At 48.7% G+C, this 16355-nt stretch carries 12 protein-coding genes; 3 read left to right on the forward strand and 9 right to left on the reverse strand.

All coding sequences use genetic code 11. From position 1 onward, the window contains the following. Positions 1-18 precede the first annotated feature (18 nt). Together ACEW9O_RS14610 and ACEW9O_RS14615 are read right to left on the reverse strand one after the other, a co-directional pair. Positions 19-1134, reverse strand: a complete 1116-nt coding sequence (locus ACEW9O_RS14610; protein ID WP_373550914.1) for a tetratricopeptide repeat protein — start codon at positions 1132-1134, stop codon at positions 19-21. Between the two features lie 316 nt (positions 1135-1450). Then, positions 1451-3547 (reverse strand): c-type cytochrome, encoded by a 2097-nt coding sequence (locus ACEW9O_RS14615; protein WP_373550915.1) that lies wholly within the window; start codon positions 3545-3547, stop codon positions 1451-1453. Positions 3548-3718: 171 nt separating this feature from the next. Here ACEW9O_RS14615 and ACEW9O_RS14620 point away from each other — a divergent pair, with 171 nt between their 5' ends. Continuing rightward, entirely contained in the window at positions 3719-4171 is a 453-nt protein-coding gene (locus ACEW9O_RS14620) for a hypothetical protein (RefSeq protein WP_373550916.1), read from the forward strand. On the opposite strand, the gene ACEW9O_RS14625 is transcribed toward ACEW9O_RS14620, so the two are convergent. The 6 genes from ACEW9O_RS14625 to ACEW9O_RS14650 all read right to left on the reverse strand — a co-directional run bounded on the left by ACEW9O_RS14625 (position 4129) and on the right by ACEW9O_RS14650 (position 12286). After that, the gene (locus ACEW9O_RS14625) at positions 4129-4392 is read right to left on the reverse strand and encodes a hypothetical protein (RefSeq protein ID WP_373550917.1); all 264 of its coding nucleotides are present in this window, start codon (positions 4390-4392) and stop codon (positions 4129-4131) included. The genes ACEW9O_RS14620 and ACEW9O_RS14625 overlap by 43 nt on opposite strands. Before the next feature lie 265 nt (positions 4393-4657). Beyond that, on the reverse strand, positions 4658-7360 hold the full coding sequence (locus tag ACEW9O_RS14630; RefSeq protein WP_373550918.1) for a CHAT domain-containing protein: 2703 nt from the start codon (positions 7358-7360) through the stop codon (positions 4658-4660). Positions 7361-7514: 154 nt separating this feature from the next. Then, positions 7515-8498 carry a hypothetical protein gene (locus tag ACEW9O_RS14635; protein ID WP_373550919.1) on the reverse strand — a complete coding sequence of 328 codons (984 nt, stop codon included), beginning with the start codon at positions 8496-8498 and terminating at the stop codon, positions 7515-7517. Then, complete coding sequence (locus tag ACEW9O_RS14640; protein ID WP_373550920.1) at positions 8474-9082, reverse strand: RNA polymerase sigma factor; 609 nt, start codon at positions 9080-9082, stop codon at positions 8474-8476. The genes ACEW9O_RS14635 and ACEW9O_RS14640 overlap by 25 nt, the downstream gene beginning before the upstream one ends. 272 nt (positions 9083-9354) lie before the next feature. Further along, the gene (locus tag ACEW9O_RS14645; RefSeq protein WP_373550921.1) at positions 9355-11052 is read right to left on the reverse strand and encodes a DUF3472 domain-containing protein; all 1698 of its coding nucleotides are present in this window, start codon (positions 11050-11052) and stop codon (positions 9355-9357) included. 34 nt (positions 11053-11086) lie between these two features. After that, on the reverse strand, positions 11087-12286 hold the full coding sequence (locus tag ACEW9O_RS14650; RefSeq protein WP_373550922.1) for a DUF6786 family protein: 1200 nt from the start codon (positions 12284-12286) through the stop codon (positions 11087-11089). Between the two features lie 237 nt (positions 12287-12523). On the opposite strand from ACEW9O_RS14650, the gene ACEW9O_RS14655 reads away from it, so the two are divergent. Beyond that, on the forward strand, positions 12524-14743 hold the full coding sequence (locus ACEW9O_RS14655; RefSeq protein WP_373550923.1) for an alpha-galactosidase: 2220 nt from the start codon (positions 12524-12526) through the stop codon (positions 14741-14743). Positions 14744-14782: 39 nt separating this feature from the next. Then, positions 14783-15835: a hypothetical protein gene (locus tag ACEW9O_RS14660; RefSeq protein WP_373550924.1), complete on the forward strand. Its 1053-nt coding sequence runs from the start codon at positions 14783-14785 to the stop codon at positions 15833-15835. 36 nt (positions 15836-15871) lie between these two features. On the opposite strand, the gene ACEW9O_RS14665 is transcribed toward ACEW9O_RS14660, so the two are convergent. Continuing rightward, a complete protein-coding gene (locus ACEW9O_RS14665; protein ID WP_373550925.1) occupies positions 15872-16324 on the reverse strand; it encodes a phage tail protein in 453 nt (150 codons plus the stop codon). Between the last annotated feature and the right edge of the window lie 31 nt (positions 16325-16355).

The following is a 16355-nucleotide window of genomic DNA, read 5'->3' on the forward strand; positions in this document are numbered from 1 at the left end:
TCGAAGTCACGCCGACACTTACCAGCCCACCCGCTCCAGAACTTCCCTAAACCTCGGATCATTCCGGATGCGTTTCCAGCGCGGGTCGAGCTTGAGCCAGCGGAGCCATTCATCACCTTCGTCTGCTGCGATATTTAGCCATAGAAAGGTATTGTCAAAATCGCCGAGCGCTTCGTAAGCCGTTGCTATTTCGTAGGGCATCCACTCAAAATTTGGCTGCAAAACCGCAGCCAGCACCCCTTTGCCGATTGTAGTATCACCGGCCATGGTGTAAGCGCGCGCTGAGCTGGCGAGGTTGAATCCATCCGTGCTCAAAAACGCATAGGTCAAATTTTCCGCTTCCAAAGCCTGGTCAAATTTTTCCTGTTCTGCCAGGGCCAGCCCTTTGTAATAATAGGCGGGCCAGCCATTGTTCCAGAAGTCATCCTGGTTTGTTTTTTCGAGGTGTTGATCACATTGGTTGATCACCCAGTCGTAGTTTTTGGCCATGTAGTGCATTCGCATTACCCTCCACTGATAGACGTCCTTGCACGGCTGGTCGGCGAGGGCCATGGCTGTTTCGGCATAGTGAAACGCCGCTTCGAATTTTCCTTGATAAGCCAATAATTCAGCGTAGTCGAAATGAATGACTGCGTTGGCTGGCTCAATTTTTAAGGTACGCAAATACAGGGCTTCGGCGCAGGCGTAGTCGTGTCCGCCCCGAGCAGCGATCAGCGCGATGGAATGGAGCGCTGCTACCAAATCCGGATTCAGCAACAAGGCCTGCTGCAAATCGGCCAAGGCTTTTTCCAACTTATCTATTGAAGGTATCCCGGCATAGCGGTGCAAGGAACCATGTACTGAGCCCAGCAGCTCATAAAAAGCCCGCACCCTGGCAGAGTCTGCTTTTGTTGACTGTCGAGACCGGGAGTTAACCTTGGCAATCCGGGCTTCGGTTTCCACATCCAAGGGGATCAGTGCTTCCTTCACCAGGGAATCGGCCATGGCACGGGCACGCGGAGTGGGGGGCGTCGTACCTTTGGACAAGGGCGGGCAATGGAACAATAGTTTGTCCTGGGTTTGTGCCTGCCCGAATCCTGGGCTTATCAGGATAAAAAGACAGATTATGGTGATTTTATGAATTGCTTTTTTCATTGCTAGTCTTGTTTCATGATTGAGTAACTCACATTATGCATTTTCACCGCAGAGTTTCGCAGAGTACACGCAGAGTTTCTCGGAGTTTCTTTTAGTTTTAAGGAGTTTGCCACCTGCGGTAGCGAGCGTTCTAGCACAACTGAAATTTGCTTTTTTCGTACCAGGTGCTGTTCAATGCGGCCTCTGAGCACTCTTTGCCATCGTAGATGGCCTAACTTAAAAACTCCGAGAAACTCTGCGTGTACTCTGCGAAACTCTGCGGTGAAAAAAATGCGTAATGTGAGTTAGTATTCAATAATGCACCCCCTCTCGATGGTTATTTCTTTGCCACACTGCCCTGCCCATACTGCACCGGATAACCCCGATTTGTCCAAACAAGAATGCCCTCGTCAATGATGGCGGTGTTTTTATAACCCAATCGCCTCAAGGTACTTACCACTTTTTCGGAGGCCGCGTGAGGACAGGCACAATACACCACAATCCAGGTGCCATCTTTGGGCATGTCTTTGATAAAGGAATCGGGCTCCTCATAATAGGGAACCGGAACCGCACCCGGAATATGGCTCTGGTGCCAGCCCGCTTTGGATCGTGCATCAAGGATCACCATGCGGGATTTGTCTTGTAATGCTTTGAGCACTTGTTCGGCAGGCACGTATTTTCCTTCACGCAAGGTGAATTTGGGCGCCTTCTTTTTGGGGTTCAAGATGTAATCTTTAGGAAGTGGTTCTTTGATCACCACTGCGCCAGGAGCGTTCCAGCCCGAAGCACGACTGCGGATGTAAGCCGTGAGGCCGTCTATTTCTTCCTTCTTGAGCTCTTCTTTGAATGCCCGCATGGGAGTGCTGTCTCGGCCTTCCGCAATGGCATAGCGCAAAAAAGCATCGCTTGCGGTGGCCAAAAACATGGGGTTCCCCAAGGCCGGGGCACTAAGGCCTTCACCCTTCACGCCATGGCAAGTTGCACAGGTTTTGTTGTACAATTTTTTTCCAAGCGCTACATCTCCGGTGACCGGATCTGTTGATAGTTCAACCGGTTTTTTGACGCCACTTTTTTCGCGGAGCCAGGTGATTAACAGGTCGATGTCTAAATATTCCAATGGGCCACCCTGGTCTTTTGCATAAGCGGCCATGGAGGTACCTTGCCGGCCATAAGCAATGGTATAGCGGAGGAAATTGTAATTGGCTGCAGGAATTTTGGTGACGGACATCAAGGAATGAGATTTTAAGGAGGGAGCATTGTCGGCGGCATAACCTTCCCGGTCTTTTCCGTGGCACAAGGCACAATACTTTTGATACAGGGCCGAGGCATGTTTTTTTGCCACAGGATTCAGCTTTTTGCCCTCCACGATCTCGTATTTTCGGGCTAGGAGTGCCTGCGCTTTGGGTTCTTCCACAAATTCAAGCTGCACACCGTGGGCATATTCTTTTAACACAATCAAACGCTCGGGTGATTTTCCCATGCGCAAGGCTTTGGCTGGCAGCTTCTTTCTGAAAAACGCCCGCGTGGCTTTTAGTTTTTTTACTTCAAACCGCATTGCATATACGCCTGGGCCGCGGGCTGTCAAAAACTTGGAAAGTGAATCGCCAGGAGATTGGGGTGTGATCAGCTGCAATTCCTGATTGGCGGATATTTGGAATCGAACTACATCTGGAGACTTGGGTGCTGCCAATTCGCTCAATCCCATCTTTTTAAATTCCTTGCGGGCAGCTTTCAGGTTGCCCACTACAATGCGCAGCGCAGCCATGCCCACTACTCCGTTGGGATGATTGGAATACGTGCGATTCATGGCATAGATGGATGTTTTTTCGTTTTGATAGTCCTGATAAGGCAGACCAGGGTACTCCCTGAAAGCGGGGAAATGTGCGGGGGGAATCTTAGCATTCAAGCCCACCGTGCGCCATTGTGGACCACCATCATCCCAATCCCAGCTTTTGGGTAATTCTTTTGTAGTCCGACCTTCCTGAACCGAGTCAATGGCAAATCCCCGCGTGTTGAGCCAATCCAAAGTGGCCTTTGCCGATGAGGTAGAAAGGGAATACAAACGAACGCCTTCATGTTTTTTCAAAAAAGAGCGGATGAATAAGGGCTTGGACTTTACAGTGGAATCCTTCAGGGTGATTAATTCCAGTGCCGACATGTCCGGGAAGAATGCAGAAATGCCAATTGATCCGTTGTAAATTCCTGGATCATATTTTTCTGACTTGGGGATGTCAAAGCCAAGGTCTTCGGCGTAATGCTGTCTGGCGCTGTCGAGGTTGGATACAACTACGGTAGCATCGCTAATCCCCAGGCCTAAACCCAATAGGGAGTCGTGGTTGGATTTTTGGTTTTGGCAAGCTACCAATAAGGAACTGATTGCCAGAACAAGGACAATCAGGTGATGGTTTTTTGAAGTTTTAAGACTGGTATTCATAGGTGATGCTTAGTTGTGTTTGGTTAAAAGCGGAACATTTTCTAGTCCTTAATTGCAGCTTGTCGGAGAGAGGTAAGTGGGAAAAGAGAAAATAATTTACTTTTTTATTGGAACTTACCTTTGTCCAAAGCCGTTTCAGTGCCCGTTGTTTTCACCCATTATTTCCTGAAAATGTCCGAAATCGAAAAATTGCCCTTAACATTCCATCTCCAAATCAAATCGTCAGCCATAGTTGTAAGCCTATTGCTGCGTTTGTTTGCTTTTGCACTGGGTATTTTTGTGGCAATGTTGATTGATGGATTGATATTTGGAGGTATGCCTGCGTTTTTTGTGCCAGTTTTGCTCTGTTTGTGTCTTTTTGGAGCAAATTACTTGGTAGATCAATTGCTGATTACTGAGTGCGAAGTAATCGCGACACAGCAGGGACTTTGGATCAACATTGCCAAACCTGTGCTAGCGTTCCCTCGTTTTAATATTTTTGTGGAATGGGAAGATATTGCTTCTTTCCGATCTGGAGAAATTCGCGTAGGGAGATACAGCCAACGTACCCAGCCTGTTTTGAGCATTAGCCGTGTAAAGGGCTACAAACTCCGGTTTAAAGGGGATGAAACGTTCTGGGTCTGATTTGAGTTGGCGTACTCTTTAATGACATAACAAACGAAGATGATGCCGAGAAAAAGAACCCCAGCAGTCAGAGCCAGGAGGATGTTTTGTTCGATAAAATGGACAGCGTCGGATACTTCCTGCTTAGCCTGATTCACATTGGACAGTGAAGCCATAGATTGTGCGGAAAGCAGCGCTGTTGTGCTTAGGAAAAAGGCGGTGACAATTAGGATGTTTCTCATGGTGCTCGTTTTTGGTGTTAATAGATCAACCAATGTTTAATCCTTAATTGCGGCAGGTGGGGGAGAGGTAAGTGGGAGAGGGAAATTTTTTTGAAAAATAATTTTTAGCCAATTGGAGTTTTGTTTTTTGGCTAAAATCAACTTTTTGGACTATGTTTCAGCCTGAATAAGGTCGAAAAAACGGCTAGAATAATAGGCGAAGTAGTTTACGTTTAATAAACCTCCAAGGTTTAGTAAACGTAAACTACGTAAACGTAATCGTAACTCACTCCACCAGCACAAAGCCCGCCCACTTAAACGCTTCCCCGCTGTACTTCACCCGCAATTCCGCCTGCGTAGCCCGAAACGCCTCGGGCACCGTCATCCTCCGCTCTAACCAGTGTTTGTAAAAAGCGGTCATAAATACCTGGGTCTGAAAATCGGGCACTTGCCACAGCGACATGATCAAGTAGCGGGCACCGGCTATTTTGAAGGCGCGTTGCAAGCCGTATACGCCTTCATTACCTACAAGGTCGCCGAGGCCCGTTTCGCAGGCGGAGAGCACCACGAGTTCGGTATTGGCGAGGTTCATCTGGCTGATTTCGTAGGCGGTGAGGATGCCGTCTTCCAAGCCGGGCTGCAATGGTTTGCCCGTTTTCCAGGCGTGGTTGCCGCCAGCTAAAACCAGGCCGGAGCGGATCATGGGGTTGTCGGATACTTTGAAGGTTTTTTCACCAATGGCCTGCCCTTCACTCGACTTTGATTCTTTTGGATCAGGAAAGAAAAAACCGTGGGTAGCCACATGCAGGATACGGGGTGATGGGCTGCCTTCGCCCAGGGCTTTGAAGGATTCTTCGGTAGCTTCGGTGCCTTTTTTAAGTATAGGCGTGATTCCTTTGTTTTTCATCACGTTTGCGGCGGCACTGATTTCCACTTCGGTCCAGCGGAGGTAGCTCCAGTTTTCGCCGCGCAGGGTGGAGTCGTTTTGGGTGATGTCAGGGCCGCGACGGGCAGCCAAATCCTCGGGTTTAGCTAGCGTATTGGCGGCTATCGTGGGCGTGCCATCGTATTGGATGCCGCCGTAGAGTTGGGCGGTAGCGCTTTGCTTGGTGGTAGACACAAATGGGATAACCAACTGACGGGTACTGCCCAGCATGCTAAGGCGGTTTTTTTCGGCCAATGTTTTACCGTCAGGCGTGGAGATGGCACCCAGATTGAGGCGGTGTAGTAAGCCAGAAGGCGAGCAATATATGGTCGTTTCTTGTGGCAAGGCTGCTGCGATGGGTTTCCAGATTAAATCGTAGAGTTGTTCGCCTTTTTTGTCATTGGCATAAAGGTCGTTGTAAAAAGCGGGTTGGGGGTTGCCCTCAGTTTTGAGCAGGGCAGTAAGTTGTTTTTCTTCGAAAAGGGGGATGAACTTTGGGGAATCCTCACCGGGCAAGAGGACGAGAGCGGCGTACAGCGTACTGCCGGTTTGCTTTTTGTGATAAAAACGATAACTCACAAACTCGACCGCCGCTTCGTTGGGTTTTAATGCTGACTGAACTTCCTGCCACTTGACTTGCTGCAAGGCCTGGCCGAAGCCTGCTACTGTTCGAGCAAGGTCTTTTTCGAGGTAGTCGGCCTTGGATTCCAGAGTGGCGATGCCCGCGCTGTCACGGTCGGCGATGGGCTGAGCGTAATGGTTGGCGAGGCGGCGTTCGTATGATTTAAGCAGGTTGAAATTTTCTGCGGCAGCCGGGTTGGAAAGGGACATTCGTTTGATTTGCCCAGCGGTTTGAAGTAGAAATCCTTTGTAAAACAGGGAATTGTCAAAACAGGCTGCTGTTGCTTTTTTGCTAGCGGATAGTTTTACAAATGAGAGTGCCTCGTCTTGGCTTTTGGAAAATTGGTTCAGGTAATTGCCCAATTCCCGCTCGGAAAGGTGACGCACTGCTTTTTCCGCCAAATGTCGAATCAACAAAGTTGAGTCTAAATAAAGCGGATCGGCCTTTTGGTAGTTGCCCATTGCAGTATAAAGGTTGGCGAGGTTGCGCAGGGATGAGGCATATGGGAAACCCTCAACTCCTGATATTTTTTTTATGATAGAATTTTCCTCAATGTAAAACGGCTCGGCTTTTTCATAATTGCCTGTTTCAAAGTAAAGCGTTGCCAATTCGTTCAGGCCAGCCAAGTAGTAGCCTCTGGTATCATTTTTCAACATGGCTAAGGCTTCGATATGGAGCGGTTCAGCTTTTTCATACTGGCCTAAATTAAAATAATTCGTTGCCAGATTAAACATACTTAGGGGTTTAGATGATGCATCCCACGGTATTTTTTCGCTTATGGCTAAGGCTTCTAGATGGAGCGGTTCGGCTTTCTCATAGTTACCCAAATTATCGTAAAGCACTGCGAGGTACTGCAGTGAGGAAGCATAGCTCGGGTGCTCTTTTGGCTGGCTGGCCATGACTTTGAGGAAGAGTAGTTCAGCTTTTTCGAAGTTGCCCATACTCATATAAAACCCTGCAAGACCGTTAAGGCTGGTAGCATAGTCTGGGTGATCCTTTCCCAGTGCTTTTTCCCGGATGGAATTGGATTCAAGGTAGAGCGGTTCGGCTTTCTCATATTGGCCCATGACCCGGTACTGCCTCGCCAGGTTTTGCAGGCTTGCGGCATAATCGGGATGTTCCCTGCCCAGGGCTTTTTCCCGGATGGCTATGGATTCAAGGTACCATTTTTCAGCACCCGTATAGTCTCTTTTGAGATACAATATTCTACCGTGGTTAGAACAACAACTGCCGTAGACTGCCGATTCCTGCCCCAGCTTTTCCAGCGCAAGTTTTTCAGCGAGGGTGTTGGTTTCCAGTGCCTTGTCGTAGTTGCGCTTGTTGACAAACTCACGGGATACCTGAATAAGACTATCCACTCGCCGTAGCGCCACCGAATCCACCGTCTGCGCGTTCAACAAACCCGTGATCAGGCACAAAGCCAAGCATAAGTAGTTTCTCATCGCAAAATTGATTAACAGGGTGAGTAACGCAGAAAAATTAAATTCCCGATTTGGGTTTTGAATAGGAAGTCGAACGGTTCATTTCAAGTGAGCTTTCTATTCAAAAGCCTCAAAAAAAATCGGGAAGTAATTTTTTGCGACATACTAAGATGAATTATTGCAACAACTTCATTGCTTTTCGAGCTTGCCTGCGGTAAGGATGTCCAGGGTTTGCCGCTATCGTGGTGAATAGGATGAGTGCTTCTTTTCGGTTATTGGCCTGCAACAAAGCCAAGGCCCGGTACCAGGTCAACTGAGGTATCCAGGCGGGATCAGGAAAATACATTTGGTAGAAATAAAACATGGCCTCTTGACCTTCACCCATTTCGAGCATACAATAAGCCTTGAGGTACAAAATAGTATCGTTCGCCACGGGCATGGCTGCTACAGGGCTGGCGGTAGGGTCTTTTTCCAGCTGCTTTTGATTCTCGCGTGCTATTCTACGGCTTAAAGAGTCAATTTGTACTTGTTCGATCTCATCCAGCGCTTGGTAGGCCGCACTAAAATTGCGTTGTTGTAGCAATTGGTCGGCACTGCCATAAGCGGCCGAGGTTTTCAACCCAAATAGCGGATAATCCACGTACCACAACTGATCGAGCAGGGCTTTCAAAGCAGTATTGGCTTGGCTCTCGCCGCGCATGGCAACCAAGTCGGGAGCAGCATAGAGCGGGTCAGGAATGAGTTCATCCTGGAGTGCAAAGGTGGGGAAAATAGGATCAGGTGGCACCGGAACTTCTTCCTTCGGTTTGATTTGGGCAATGGGGGGCTTTTCCCGAGGTTTTTCTAATTTATACTGCTCAGGAGCTTGTTCTTTGCTTGGTGCAGGTGCGCTGGGGGCTTGCTTTTCGCTTGGTGGCGCAGCAGGCGTGGCCTCATTTTTACTAAAAAACCAATAGGCCACGGCGGCCAAAAAAGCCAGCGCAGCCAGGGTCAGCAGCCTTCTCCAAAACGTTCGTCGTCGCAGCGCTGCCTCTTCGGCGGCTACCTCGCGCAACTTGGATTCCAGCCTCAATCCCGCCAAACCCTCCAGGACTTGTGCGGCGGCGCGGCGTTCGTCGTCTTCAGCGTTGTCACTCAGGTATTGTTCGTAATCCTCCATTGTCGCGCTATTTGGATCAATTTTTTCATACAATCGCTGCGTTTTATCTTCAGCGAATCGGTAGTGGTATAGCGGGTCCAGCCTTGGCGCACCACTTCTTCATCGGGATACCCCTCGATGTGGTGTAGCCGGATGACTGATGTACAAGGTTCGCCCATTTGCCCCAAAAATTGCCGCACCAGTTCTGCGGATTCGCGTTGCCGGTTGCTTGCTTCTATATCTGGGTCGTGCAGGTCGTGGTGGTCTTCGATCGATTCATAGTTTGTTTGGCGTTTTCTGGTCATCGACAAGGCCACCCGCTTCATTATTTCGACGAGGTAACTAGAGGGGGCATGACCTTGAAACTGGTACGAGCCGTCGGCTATTTTTCGCAAAAAGATGAGCGAACTTTGGTTGAGCAATTCATCGACGCTTTCTGGAGCCAGCTTGTATTGTTGTACCAATTGCTGCGCCGAAGGCATCGCTTTGTTTTGTACGCAGCGTATAGCCGAGTTGTTCAAACTTTTTAGGGCTTGAAACAATAGCTCGTTGTTTTCAAATTGTCGACAAGGGTTTGAAGGTGTCAGCCACTCGGTAATGCGCATCGAACTCAAGCTTATATTGTATTGATCAGTTTAAAGGTAAGTGTTTTTTGAAAAAAATTATGCGCATGGCCACTCTACTGTACTAACAGTGCTTTTCAGGCGCGGAGGACATGAATAGCCCCTGGCTTTAGCCTGGGGTTATCGGAACAACCTCAGATTTGGGCTAAAGCCCGATCAAGAGGGCGTCTCTCGGTCCCCAGGCTAAAGCCAGGGGCTATTCATCACCTCGGTGCAAAATCGTCCAGTAGAGTGGCGCATGGCATAGGTAACCTTTATTGCTTTGGCAATTGAGCAAAGTTGATCACTGGTTTTTTACCCCCCGGGGTTCGTTTAAAGCTTGAATCCGGGTTGGTGAAATTGTTGAAAAACCCGCAGTTGCGGAGAAAGAACTGGTTATTTTCCACACCACCATTAAAGTCCATGCGCAGTTTTTTTCGCCCGGTATCATCATTGGTAAATCTGGCCTCCGTCATTTCGCTCCAGTTGCCAGAAGCATCACAAACCCATTGGTTGTTGAACAATACTTTGCGGGTTACGGCGCCTCGTTCGGGTTCGAAATTCTCCAAAAACGAATGGGGGGATTTATACCAGGTTGAGATTTTTGGACGCTTGAAAGAAGCAATGAGCCGCCAGGTCTGGGTGTTGGGATCAAAAAAGTAGGAAGTATAGGTTGTGGTGTTGTCGCCATTGGGGCGAATGCGGGTCAGGAACTTGTAAGTCTGGCCCGCTTTCCAATTGTACAGCAGGTAACTTTGGCCGCCAGAGCCTTCACCTCCAAAATCCTGGGCATTCACGCCCGGTCCTTTGGCCAACAACCTCACCTGCTGATCGGCCGGGATGGATTTCGGATCGTCGGTGGTGAAAGGACTCCAGACCGAAAACAAAACCCGGCGCTCGGTAGGGCTATTCACCTGGATGCCGCAATACCCTTCGGCAAAACCATTGACCATAAAATAGGAGCCGATGGCATCGTTGCCACTGGGCACGGTCACTTCATTGTAAAACCATTCGATGTTTTTGCCAGCGGGCAAGGTGTAATTCATGTGCACCGAAGGGCCACGCCGCCCGAAGTAATAACTGTCCTCCACGGAGCCCGTCAGGCTGGCGTTTACAAATTTAATGTTGGCTGGGTCCCCCTGAATTTCTATGGCCTGGATGTCGGCAAATTTGGCTCCGGTTTTTTGCAGGCCTTTGAGCACGATGGGAACGTAACCCGCTTCCAGGGTAAAGGTTCCCAGTGCATATTTTTGCCAGTCGCTGCTGTTTACGTCTACTTTGATGGTACGGCCTTGCATGCCCACATTGATGCTGCTGGCTTGAGCAGCTTTGGCAATCAGTTTTAAGGTGTAAGTCCCTTTTTCCATGATGCGGAAATACAGCGTGGGGATTACCGCAGCATCCGTCCAGTTTTGGATACCCATGGTTGAAAGTCCAACGCCACTTCCCCCAAAATTATTGAAGAAGGTATTGCCGCCCAAAGGGACCAGGTTGAGGGGTTGGTTGCCGTTGGTAGTTGGAGGCGAGACTACGCCTGTGCTGGCGGTGGTTTTCCAGCGGGCACTCAGCCAGCCAGGCTGGATTTCCCCCAATTCAAGGGTACCCGTTTCGATGTGCAAATAAGTTCCCCGCCATTTGTTTTTGATGCGCAGCTGATCGGTACCTGCAATGGGTTCCAGGATCCAGATGGCACTCCACCAGCCCGGTTCAATGGCACCAGTTGCCGGGAATCGGACATCTTTTTCGGCATTGAGGTAGCCTCCACTGGCTACGTGTTTGAGGCGAACCTCAGCGCTGTTGGCGATTTTTTCGATGACCCAGGCCGATTTGTTGCTCTGAATGCCCAGGCTGGGCTTTCCTGCTTCGGACTGGAGGTAAGTTTGTTTCCAAACGTTTTGAAGGTTGACATTGCCTTGGGCAATAAGCTGTAGGGCCAGGAAAAAGCCCAGGACGAAGACGACTAGATTTCTCAAAGGATATTGACTTTTTGTTATTTTAAATTTGGACTTACAACTTCGGCACCTGACTCAATTCCACCCCCAAAACATGTTTGCTAATCACATTCAAATCCGCAGCCTTCCCTTCAAAGTGAAAGGTCTGCTGCACATGCCGATAAGACTGCTTCTTTTTGAGCACCAGCGCCGGAGAGGAAGTTTCCAGTTCATAAAAAGCGCCCATTTGTTCGCCTTTGTCATTCGGGCCGTCATTGTAGGTGTTGACCACGTCGCCACGGTAGGGGTAGCGTTGGATTTCCCACATGGAGTTGACATAAGCGGTATCGCCGGCGTAGCTGAAGCGAACGATGGTCAAAGCGCCTTTTTCGGCATCGTAACTGCCTGCGAAGGGCTTGACGATGGCAGGTGGAATGCCAATCTTGCCCCGCGATTTGGAATCACCTTTGAAGAAGAGTACACTGTCTTTTTTGAGCAAACGATCGGCGGCGATTTTTCCAAAATAAGCATCGTTGACCTGGGTGCTGCCGCCAGCTTTGTAGGGCAAAATGACTACCTGCGCGGGGCTGGCTTTCAACATGCCTAGCAGCCAGATGGAAAGTACACCTTTAGACTTGTCCCAATCTTCCTGGCCAGTATTGCTCAGCTGATTGTCACTTTCGTAGCCCACCCATTTTACGTTGTTCAGAGGCACCTGTAGAAGGTCGCTGGCTTCTTTTTCGGTCAACAATCGGATGCGGCGTTCCACCTTGAGGTCGAAACGGTTGCCCGCGTAGTTCTCGATGCTGAAACTTTTGGCAAAAAGTGCTTGCGTTTTATCTTTTTGCACGGCTGGATAGGTCATGGTATCGATGGCTCCGGGCGTTTGCCAGTGGGGAAGGTCAAAAGGGTCACCTTTTTTGAAATACAGGCCGTATTGTCCACCTTCCGGGCCCAACCAAAACCGTTCTTCGCCGCCGAAGGCATTCATGTGGGGCTGGTATTCGCCTTTGGCAATCAAATCGTGGTTGATCCAGCCGTAGCTGGTGCCCTCCATCCCGGCGGCGGTGCTGGTCATCACGCGACCCTGGTAGGCTTCGGCGAGTAGGACTTTGCGATCGCCGTCTTCGAGCAGGATGAGGGGGGTGTGGGCTTTGAGTTGGGTGTAATCGTAGGCGAAAGTGCCTGCTTCAAGCGTAGCCTCAGGAGCAGCAGGTTTGTTTTGACAAGCTTGCAACAAGCATAAGATCGGGAGGAAATGAAGTAATTTTTGCATAGGTGTTTTGCTGGTGGACTGATGTAAAGGTTGATATTCAAATGTAGGTAATTTTGGGGATGCGTTGAAATCATTCATTTCTAAATCGATTTTTTCATAACTGGCAGTTGGATAAGCCTGTTAAGATTCGTATATCTTTTGCTGAAAAATGGTTTTTAAAGTACTAAATTAGAGCTTGAAACAAAGCCAACAGGCAACGCAATTTGTGCTCTGGCATTGCTAAACGTACCTATCATCATGAAACAACAAGTCCTTCTCTACTGCTTCCTCGCCTTTTACCTACTGCTTGGACAGTCGGCTACCCCCGTACTCGCTCAATCCATTGTGACCATCCCGATCGAATCAAAAGATTATGCTCTGGTATTACAAACGGATTCCGATCAACGCCTCGGCATCACCCATTTTGGCAAACGCCTGAACAATGCAGCGGAATACGCGGGCATCAAAGCCATGTACAAGCGCGACGACAACAATGTAGGTATAAACAACAATGCCTATACGCCCAGTGGAACATGGAGCTTGGTAGAACCCGCGCTGCAAATTATTCACGCCGACGGCAATACTTCGACCGAACTGAGGTACGTAAGCCATCGCAAGGAGGTCTTGGCCAATCAAGTGACGCAGACCAGCGTAGTGCTGCGCGACCCAGTGTATGCCACGGAAGTCACCTTGTATTTTAAAGTATACCCCCAGAACAACGTATTCGAACAGTGGACCGAAATCAAAAACGCCGAGAAGGGGAACATCCGCTTGGGCAAATACGCCTCGGCCAACTTGTACTTTATGGGTTCCGACTACTACCTGCGGCATTACCACGGTACCTGGGCCGGGGAAATGAAACCCGAAGAAACCCGCTTGCCTTTTGGAATCCACACCCTCGATTCCAAATTAGGTGCCCGCGCAAATTTGTTTCAGCCGCCTACCTTCATGTTGTCTTTTGACCAACCCGCTACCGAAAACACTGGCAAAGTATTGCTGGCCAACCTGGCCTGGTCGGGCAATTTCAAGATCGATTTTGAAATGGACCCTTACCACAACCTGCGTTTGATTGCGGGCATCAACCCCCACGCTTCGGAGTACCATTTGGCGGCAGGACAAAGTTTTAAAACCCCGGCGCTGATTTATGCTTATGGAGAGAATGGCATCGGGGAGGTGAGCCGCAATTTGCACAGTTGGGCGCGGAATTTCAGGATATTGGATGGCAATGGTTCCCGTTTGACCTTGTTGAACAACTGGGAAGCGACCTATTTTGATTTTGATGAAAAAAAGCTGGTGGGTTTGTTTGCGGGTGCCAAAAAATTGGGCGTAGACTTGTTTCTGCTGGACGATGGCTGGTTTGGCAACAAATATCCCCGCAACGGTGATGTGGCGGGTTTGGGCGACTGGCAGGAGAACGTAAAAAAACTGCCCCACGGCATTGGTTATTTGGTGGAGGAAGCCACCAAAGCTGGCGTTAAATTTGGCATTTGGGTCGAACCCGAAATGGTCAACCCCAAAAGTGAGTTGTATGAAAAACACCCGGACTGGGTCATCCGCCAACCCGAACGCCCGGAACATTATTACCGTAACCAACTGGTACTGGACTTAAGCAACCCGGAAGTACAGGATTTTGTCTTCGGCATTCTCGATAAACTGTTTACCCAAAACCCCAATATCGCCTTCATCAAATGGGATTGTAATGCGGTGATTTACAACGCGCACTCTGCTTATCTGGAAAAGCAAAAAATGCCCCAAACCCACCTTTACGTGGATTATGTCAATGGACTGTACAGCGTATTGGAGCGTTTGCGCAAAAAATACCCCATAGTGCCGATGATGCTCTGCTCGGGTGGTGGTGGCCGGGTAGACTATGGGTCACTCAAGTATTTTACCGAGTTTTGGGTTTCTGACAATACCGACCCTCTGGAGCGGATTTTTCAACAATGGGAATATTCCTACTATTATCCCGCCATTACCCATTGTGCCCACATCACCGATTGGAGCAAGGTGGGCATCAAATTCCGCACGGATGTGGCCATGATGGGCAAAATGGGCTACGACATCGTAGTGGACCAGCTCAAGCCTGAGGAACTGGAATTCAGCCAGCAGGCCATAAAAAATTACCAATCGATCAGTGATATGATTTGGCACGGTGATCTGTATCGATTGGTGAGCCCCTGGCAAAATCCCATTGCCTCCAGCATGTTTGTCAGCCCTCAAAAAGACCGGGCGATTGTGTTCAACTACGTGGTGAGCAACCGCTACGAAAATTCGTTTTCCACTGCTCCCATCAAATTGCAAGGGCTGGACCCACAGAAAAAGTACCGTTTGAGCGAACTCAACTTATTTCCGGGTACCCGGTCGAGCATCAATACCACGGCGGTTTATTCTGGTGATTTTTTGATGACGGTTGGGTTTAATCCGAATCTAAGTCTTCGTCGCACGAGTGTATTGATGGAAGTGGCCGAGGTAAAATAAAGCCATAGTGGCCTTTTAAATTGGATAAAGCGAAAACTTATGGGCTTTAAAGGGATTCTGCTTATTTGTAGTGTGCTCGTTTGCAATGTTACACTGGCCCAAGGTGTCTACATCCCCCACGGCTTCAAAGGACCTCTTTTTTTTGACCTAAGCGGCCGCTTGCTGCCCAGCAAAGATGGAGCGCGGGTGTACCGCATTTTCCAGGAAGTAGGCGCTGCCAATAAAAAAAAGGACAAAGTTGAAATAGACGAAACGGGCCGTATCACCGCCTTCAAAACCCCCAACCTCTACTTTTATTTAGAAGACCACTTCATCACTGGTGAAATCAAAACGCAAGGCCACGTATGGGTTACAGCTATCCACCAGGAGTCAGGACTGGGGCTGTTTTCCTGGAAACTGCACTTGAAAGGAGAATGTCGCTGGTATCATTTTAACGGGAACCCGTCTATGGTTGGGGTTTATGAAGGGGAAGAATGGTATGGTATACAAAAGGAATTCGACCAGAATGGTTCGCCAATCCGCATTACCCACGGAAAACCCTGGGCAGAATACAATTATTCCTTTGAGCGGGATGTACTCAAAAAGAAGGACTTCAGGTATGACGAATCCCTTGAAAAAAGCACCTTACCCGCCTCCCAACAGCGCAATGCCAAACCCGATCAAAACCTGATCGATGCCAAACCCATCGATTTTGTGGCGCTCATGAATGAAGCACCCCGCTTTACGGTAAAAAATTACCGCCCTTTTTTAGGTTTGTACCAGGGTGAAACCATCAATGGCACCTTGAAAAAAAAGGCGAGCGCCAACCTGGAAATAGTAGAATTTATTGAAAAAAAAGGAAGCTTCATTGCCGAATTTTATGCCTTTGAAGGGTTTGAAGTGCAGGCCAAACTGACGGGCAGTGTGAACGACAATGTGCTCTTTGCGAGAGGAGACTGGATGATTGGAGGCGAAAAAATGGGCTACATCACCCTGGCCATTTTTTTACAGCAAGAAGAAGGGAAAATCGAAGGTTTTTATAGTTTGAGGTCTTTTGATTTGGAAGTGAAAGCGCAGTCTTGTTCTTTTGAGTTGAGTAGGGAGTCGAAATGAGAGCCTCTTCCTAGTTTAGCTTAAACAGGGCCAAACTCACTTGGCTTCCATGGTCAGCCCTTCGTGCGAAAGTACAATCTCTTCGATGGCTGCATCATTTGTTTTGGCGTTCAAACTCGCCCCCGTGATCTTTTTGGGATAAGCATTGGTGAGCGTCCACACAAACAGAGGCATTTTATGGTCACTATCAATGAGCGAAATGGTGACGGTTTTCCGCTCAATCAGGTTCATTTGGACTTCTTTGAAATAATCATACAGTTTTGCATCCCCTTTGAACACCCCTTTTTTGATGGTGATATCCGAAGTCTTTTTCAAGCCCGGCATCTTGACGACCGAAAAGGCGGGACTATTTTCACTACGGTATTCAATAACATCATATTCTGTGTCTAGCCCGGAAACTTCCTGACATGCGAGTTCAGAATCCCCAATTTTAACGGAAAAATGGAAATTTGGAATTGGCCACTGTACTTCTTGCTTTTCTCCAGCCATGATATTTAGATTAAAAGATTAGTTAGAAAAT

Source organism: Haliscomenobacter sp., from assembly GCF_041740695.1.
GTDB lineage: Bacteria > Bacteroidota > Bacteroidia > Chitinophagales > Saprospiraceae > Haliscomenobacter.

Excerpts from the sequence above, each read along its gene's own strand:
- ACEW9O_RS14660 (WP_373550924.1), top strand. The coding sequence starts at position 14,783 with ATGGGCTTTAAAGGGATTCTGCTTATTTGTAGTGTGCTCGTTTGCAAT.
- ACEW9O_RS14630 (WP_373550918.1), bottom strand. The coding sequence starts at position 7,360 with ATGAGAAACTACTTATGCTTGGCTTTGTGCCTGATCACGGGTTTGTTG.
- ACEW9O_RS14665 (WP_373550925.1), bottom strand. The coding sequence starts at position 16,324 with ATGGCTGGAGAAAAGCAAGAAGTACAGTGGCCAATTCCAAATTTCCAT.
- ACEW9O_RS14610 (WP_373550914.1), bottom strand. The coding sequence starts at position 1,134 with ATGAAAAAAGCAATTCATAAAATCACCATAATCTGTCTTTTTATCCTG.
- ACEW9O_RS14650 (WP_373550922.1), bottom strand. The coding sequence starts at position 12,286 with ATGCAAAAATTACTTCATTTCCTCCCGATCTTATGCTTGTTGCAAGCT.
- ACEW9O_RS14635 (WP_373550919.1), bottom strand. The coding sequence starts at position 8,498 with ATGGAGGATTACGAACAATACCTGAGTGACAACGCTGAAGACGACGAA.
- ACEW9O_RS14615 (WP_373550915.1), bottom strand. The coding sequence starts at position 3,547 with ATGAATACCAGTCTTAAAACTTCAAAAAACCATCACCTGATTGTCCTT.
- ACEW9O_RS14655 (WP_373550923.1), top strand. The coding sequence starts at position 12,524 with ATGAAACAACAAGTCCTTCTCTACTGCTTCCTCGCCTTTTACCTACTG.
- ACEW9O_RS14625 (WP_373550917.1), bottom strand. The coding sequence starts at position 4,392 with ATGAGAAACATCCTAATTGTCACCGCCTTTTTCCTAAGCACAACAGCG.
- ACEW9O_RS14620 (WP_373550916.1), top strand. The coding sequence starts at position 3,719 with ATGTCCGAAATCGAAAAATTGCCCTTAACATTCCATCTCCAAATCAAA.
- ACEW9O_RS14640 (WP_373550920.1), bottom strand. The coding sequence starts at position 9,082 with ATGCGCATTACCGAGTGGCTGACACCTTCAAACCCTTGTCGACAATTT.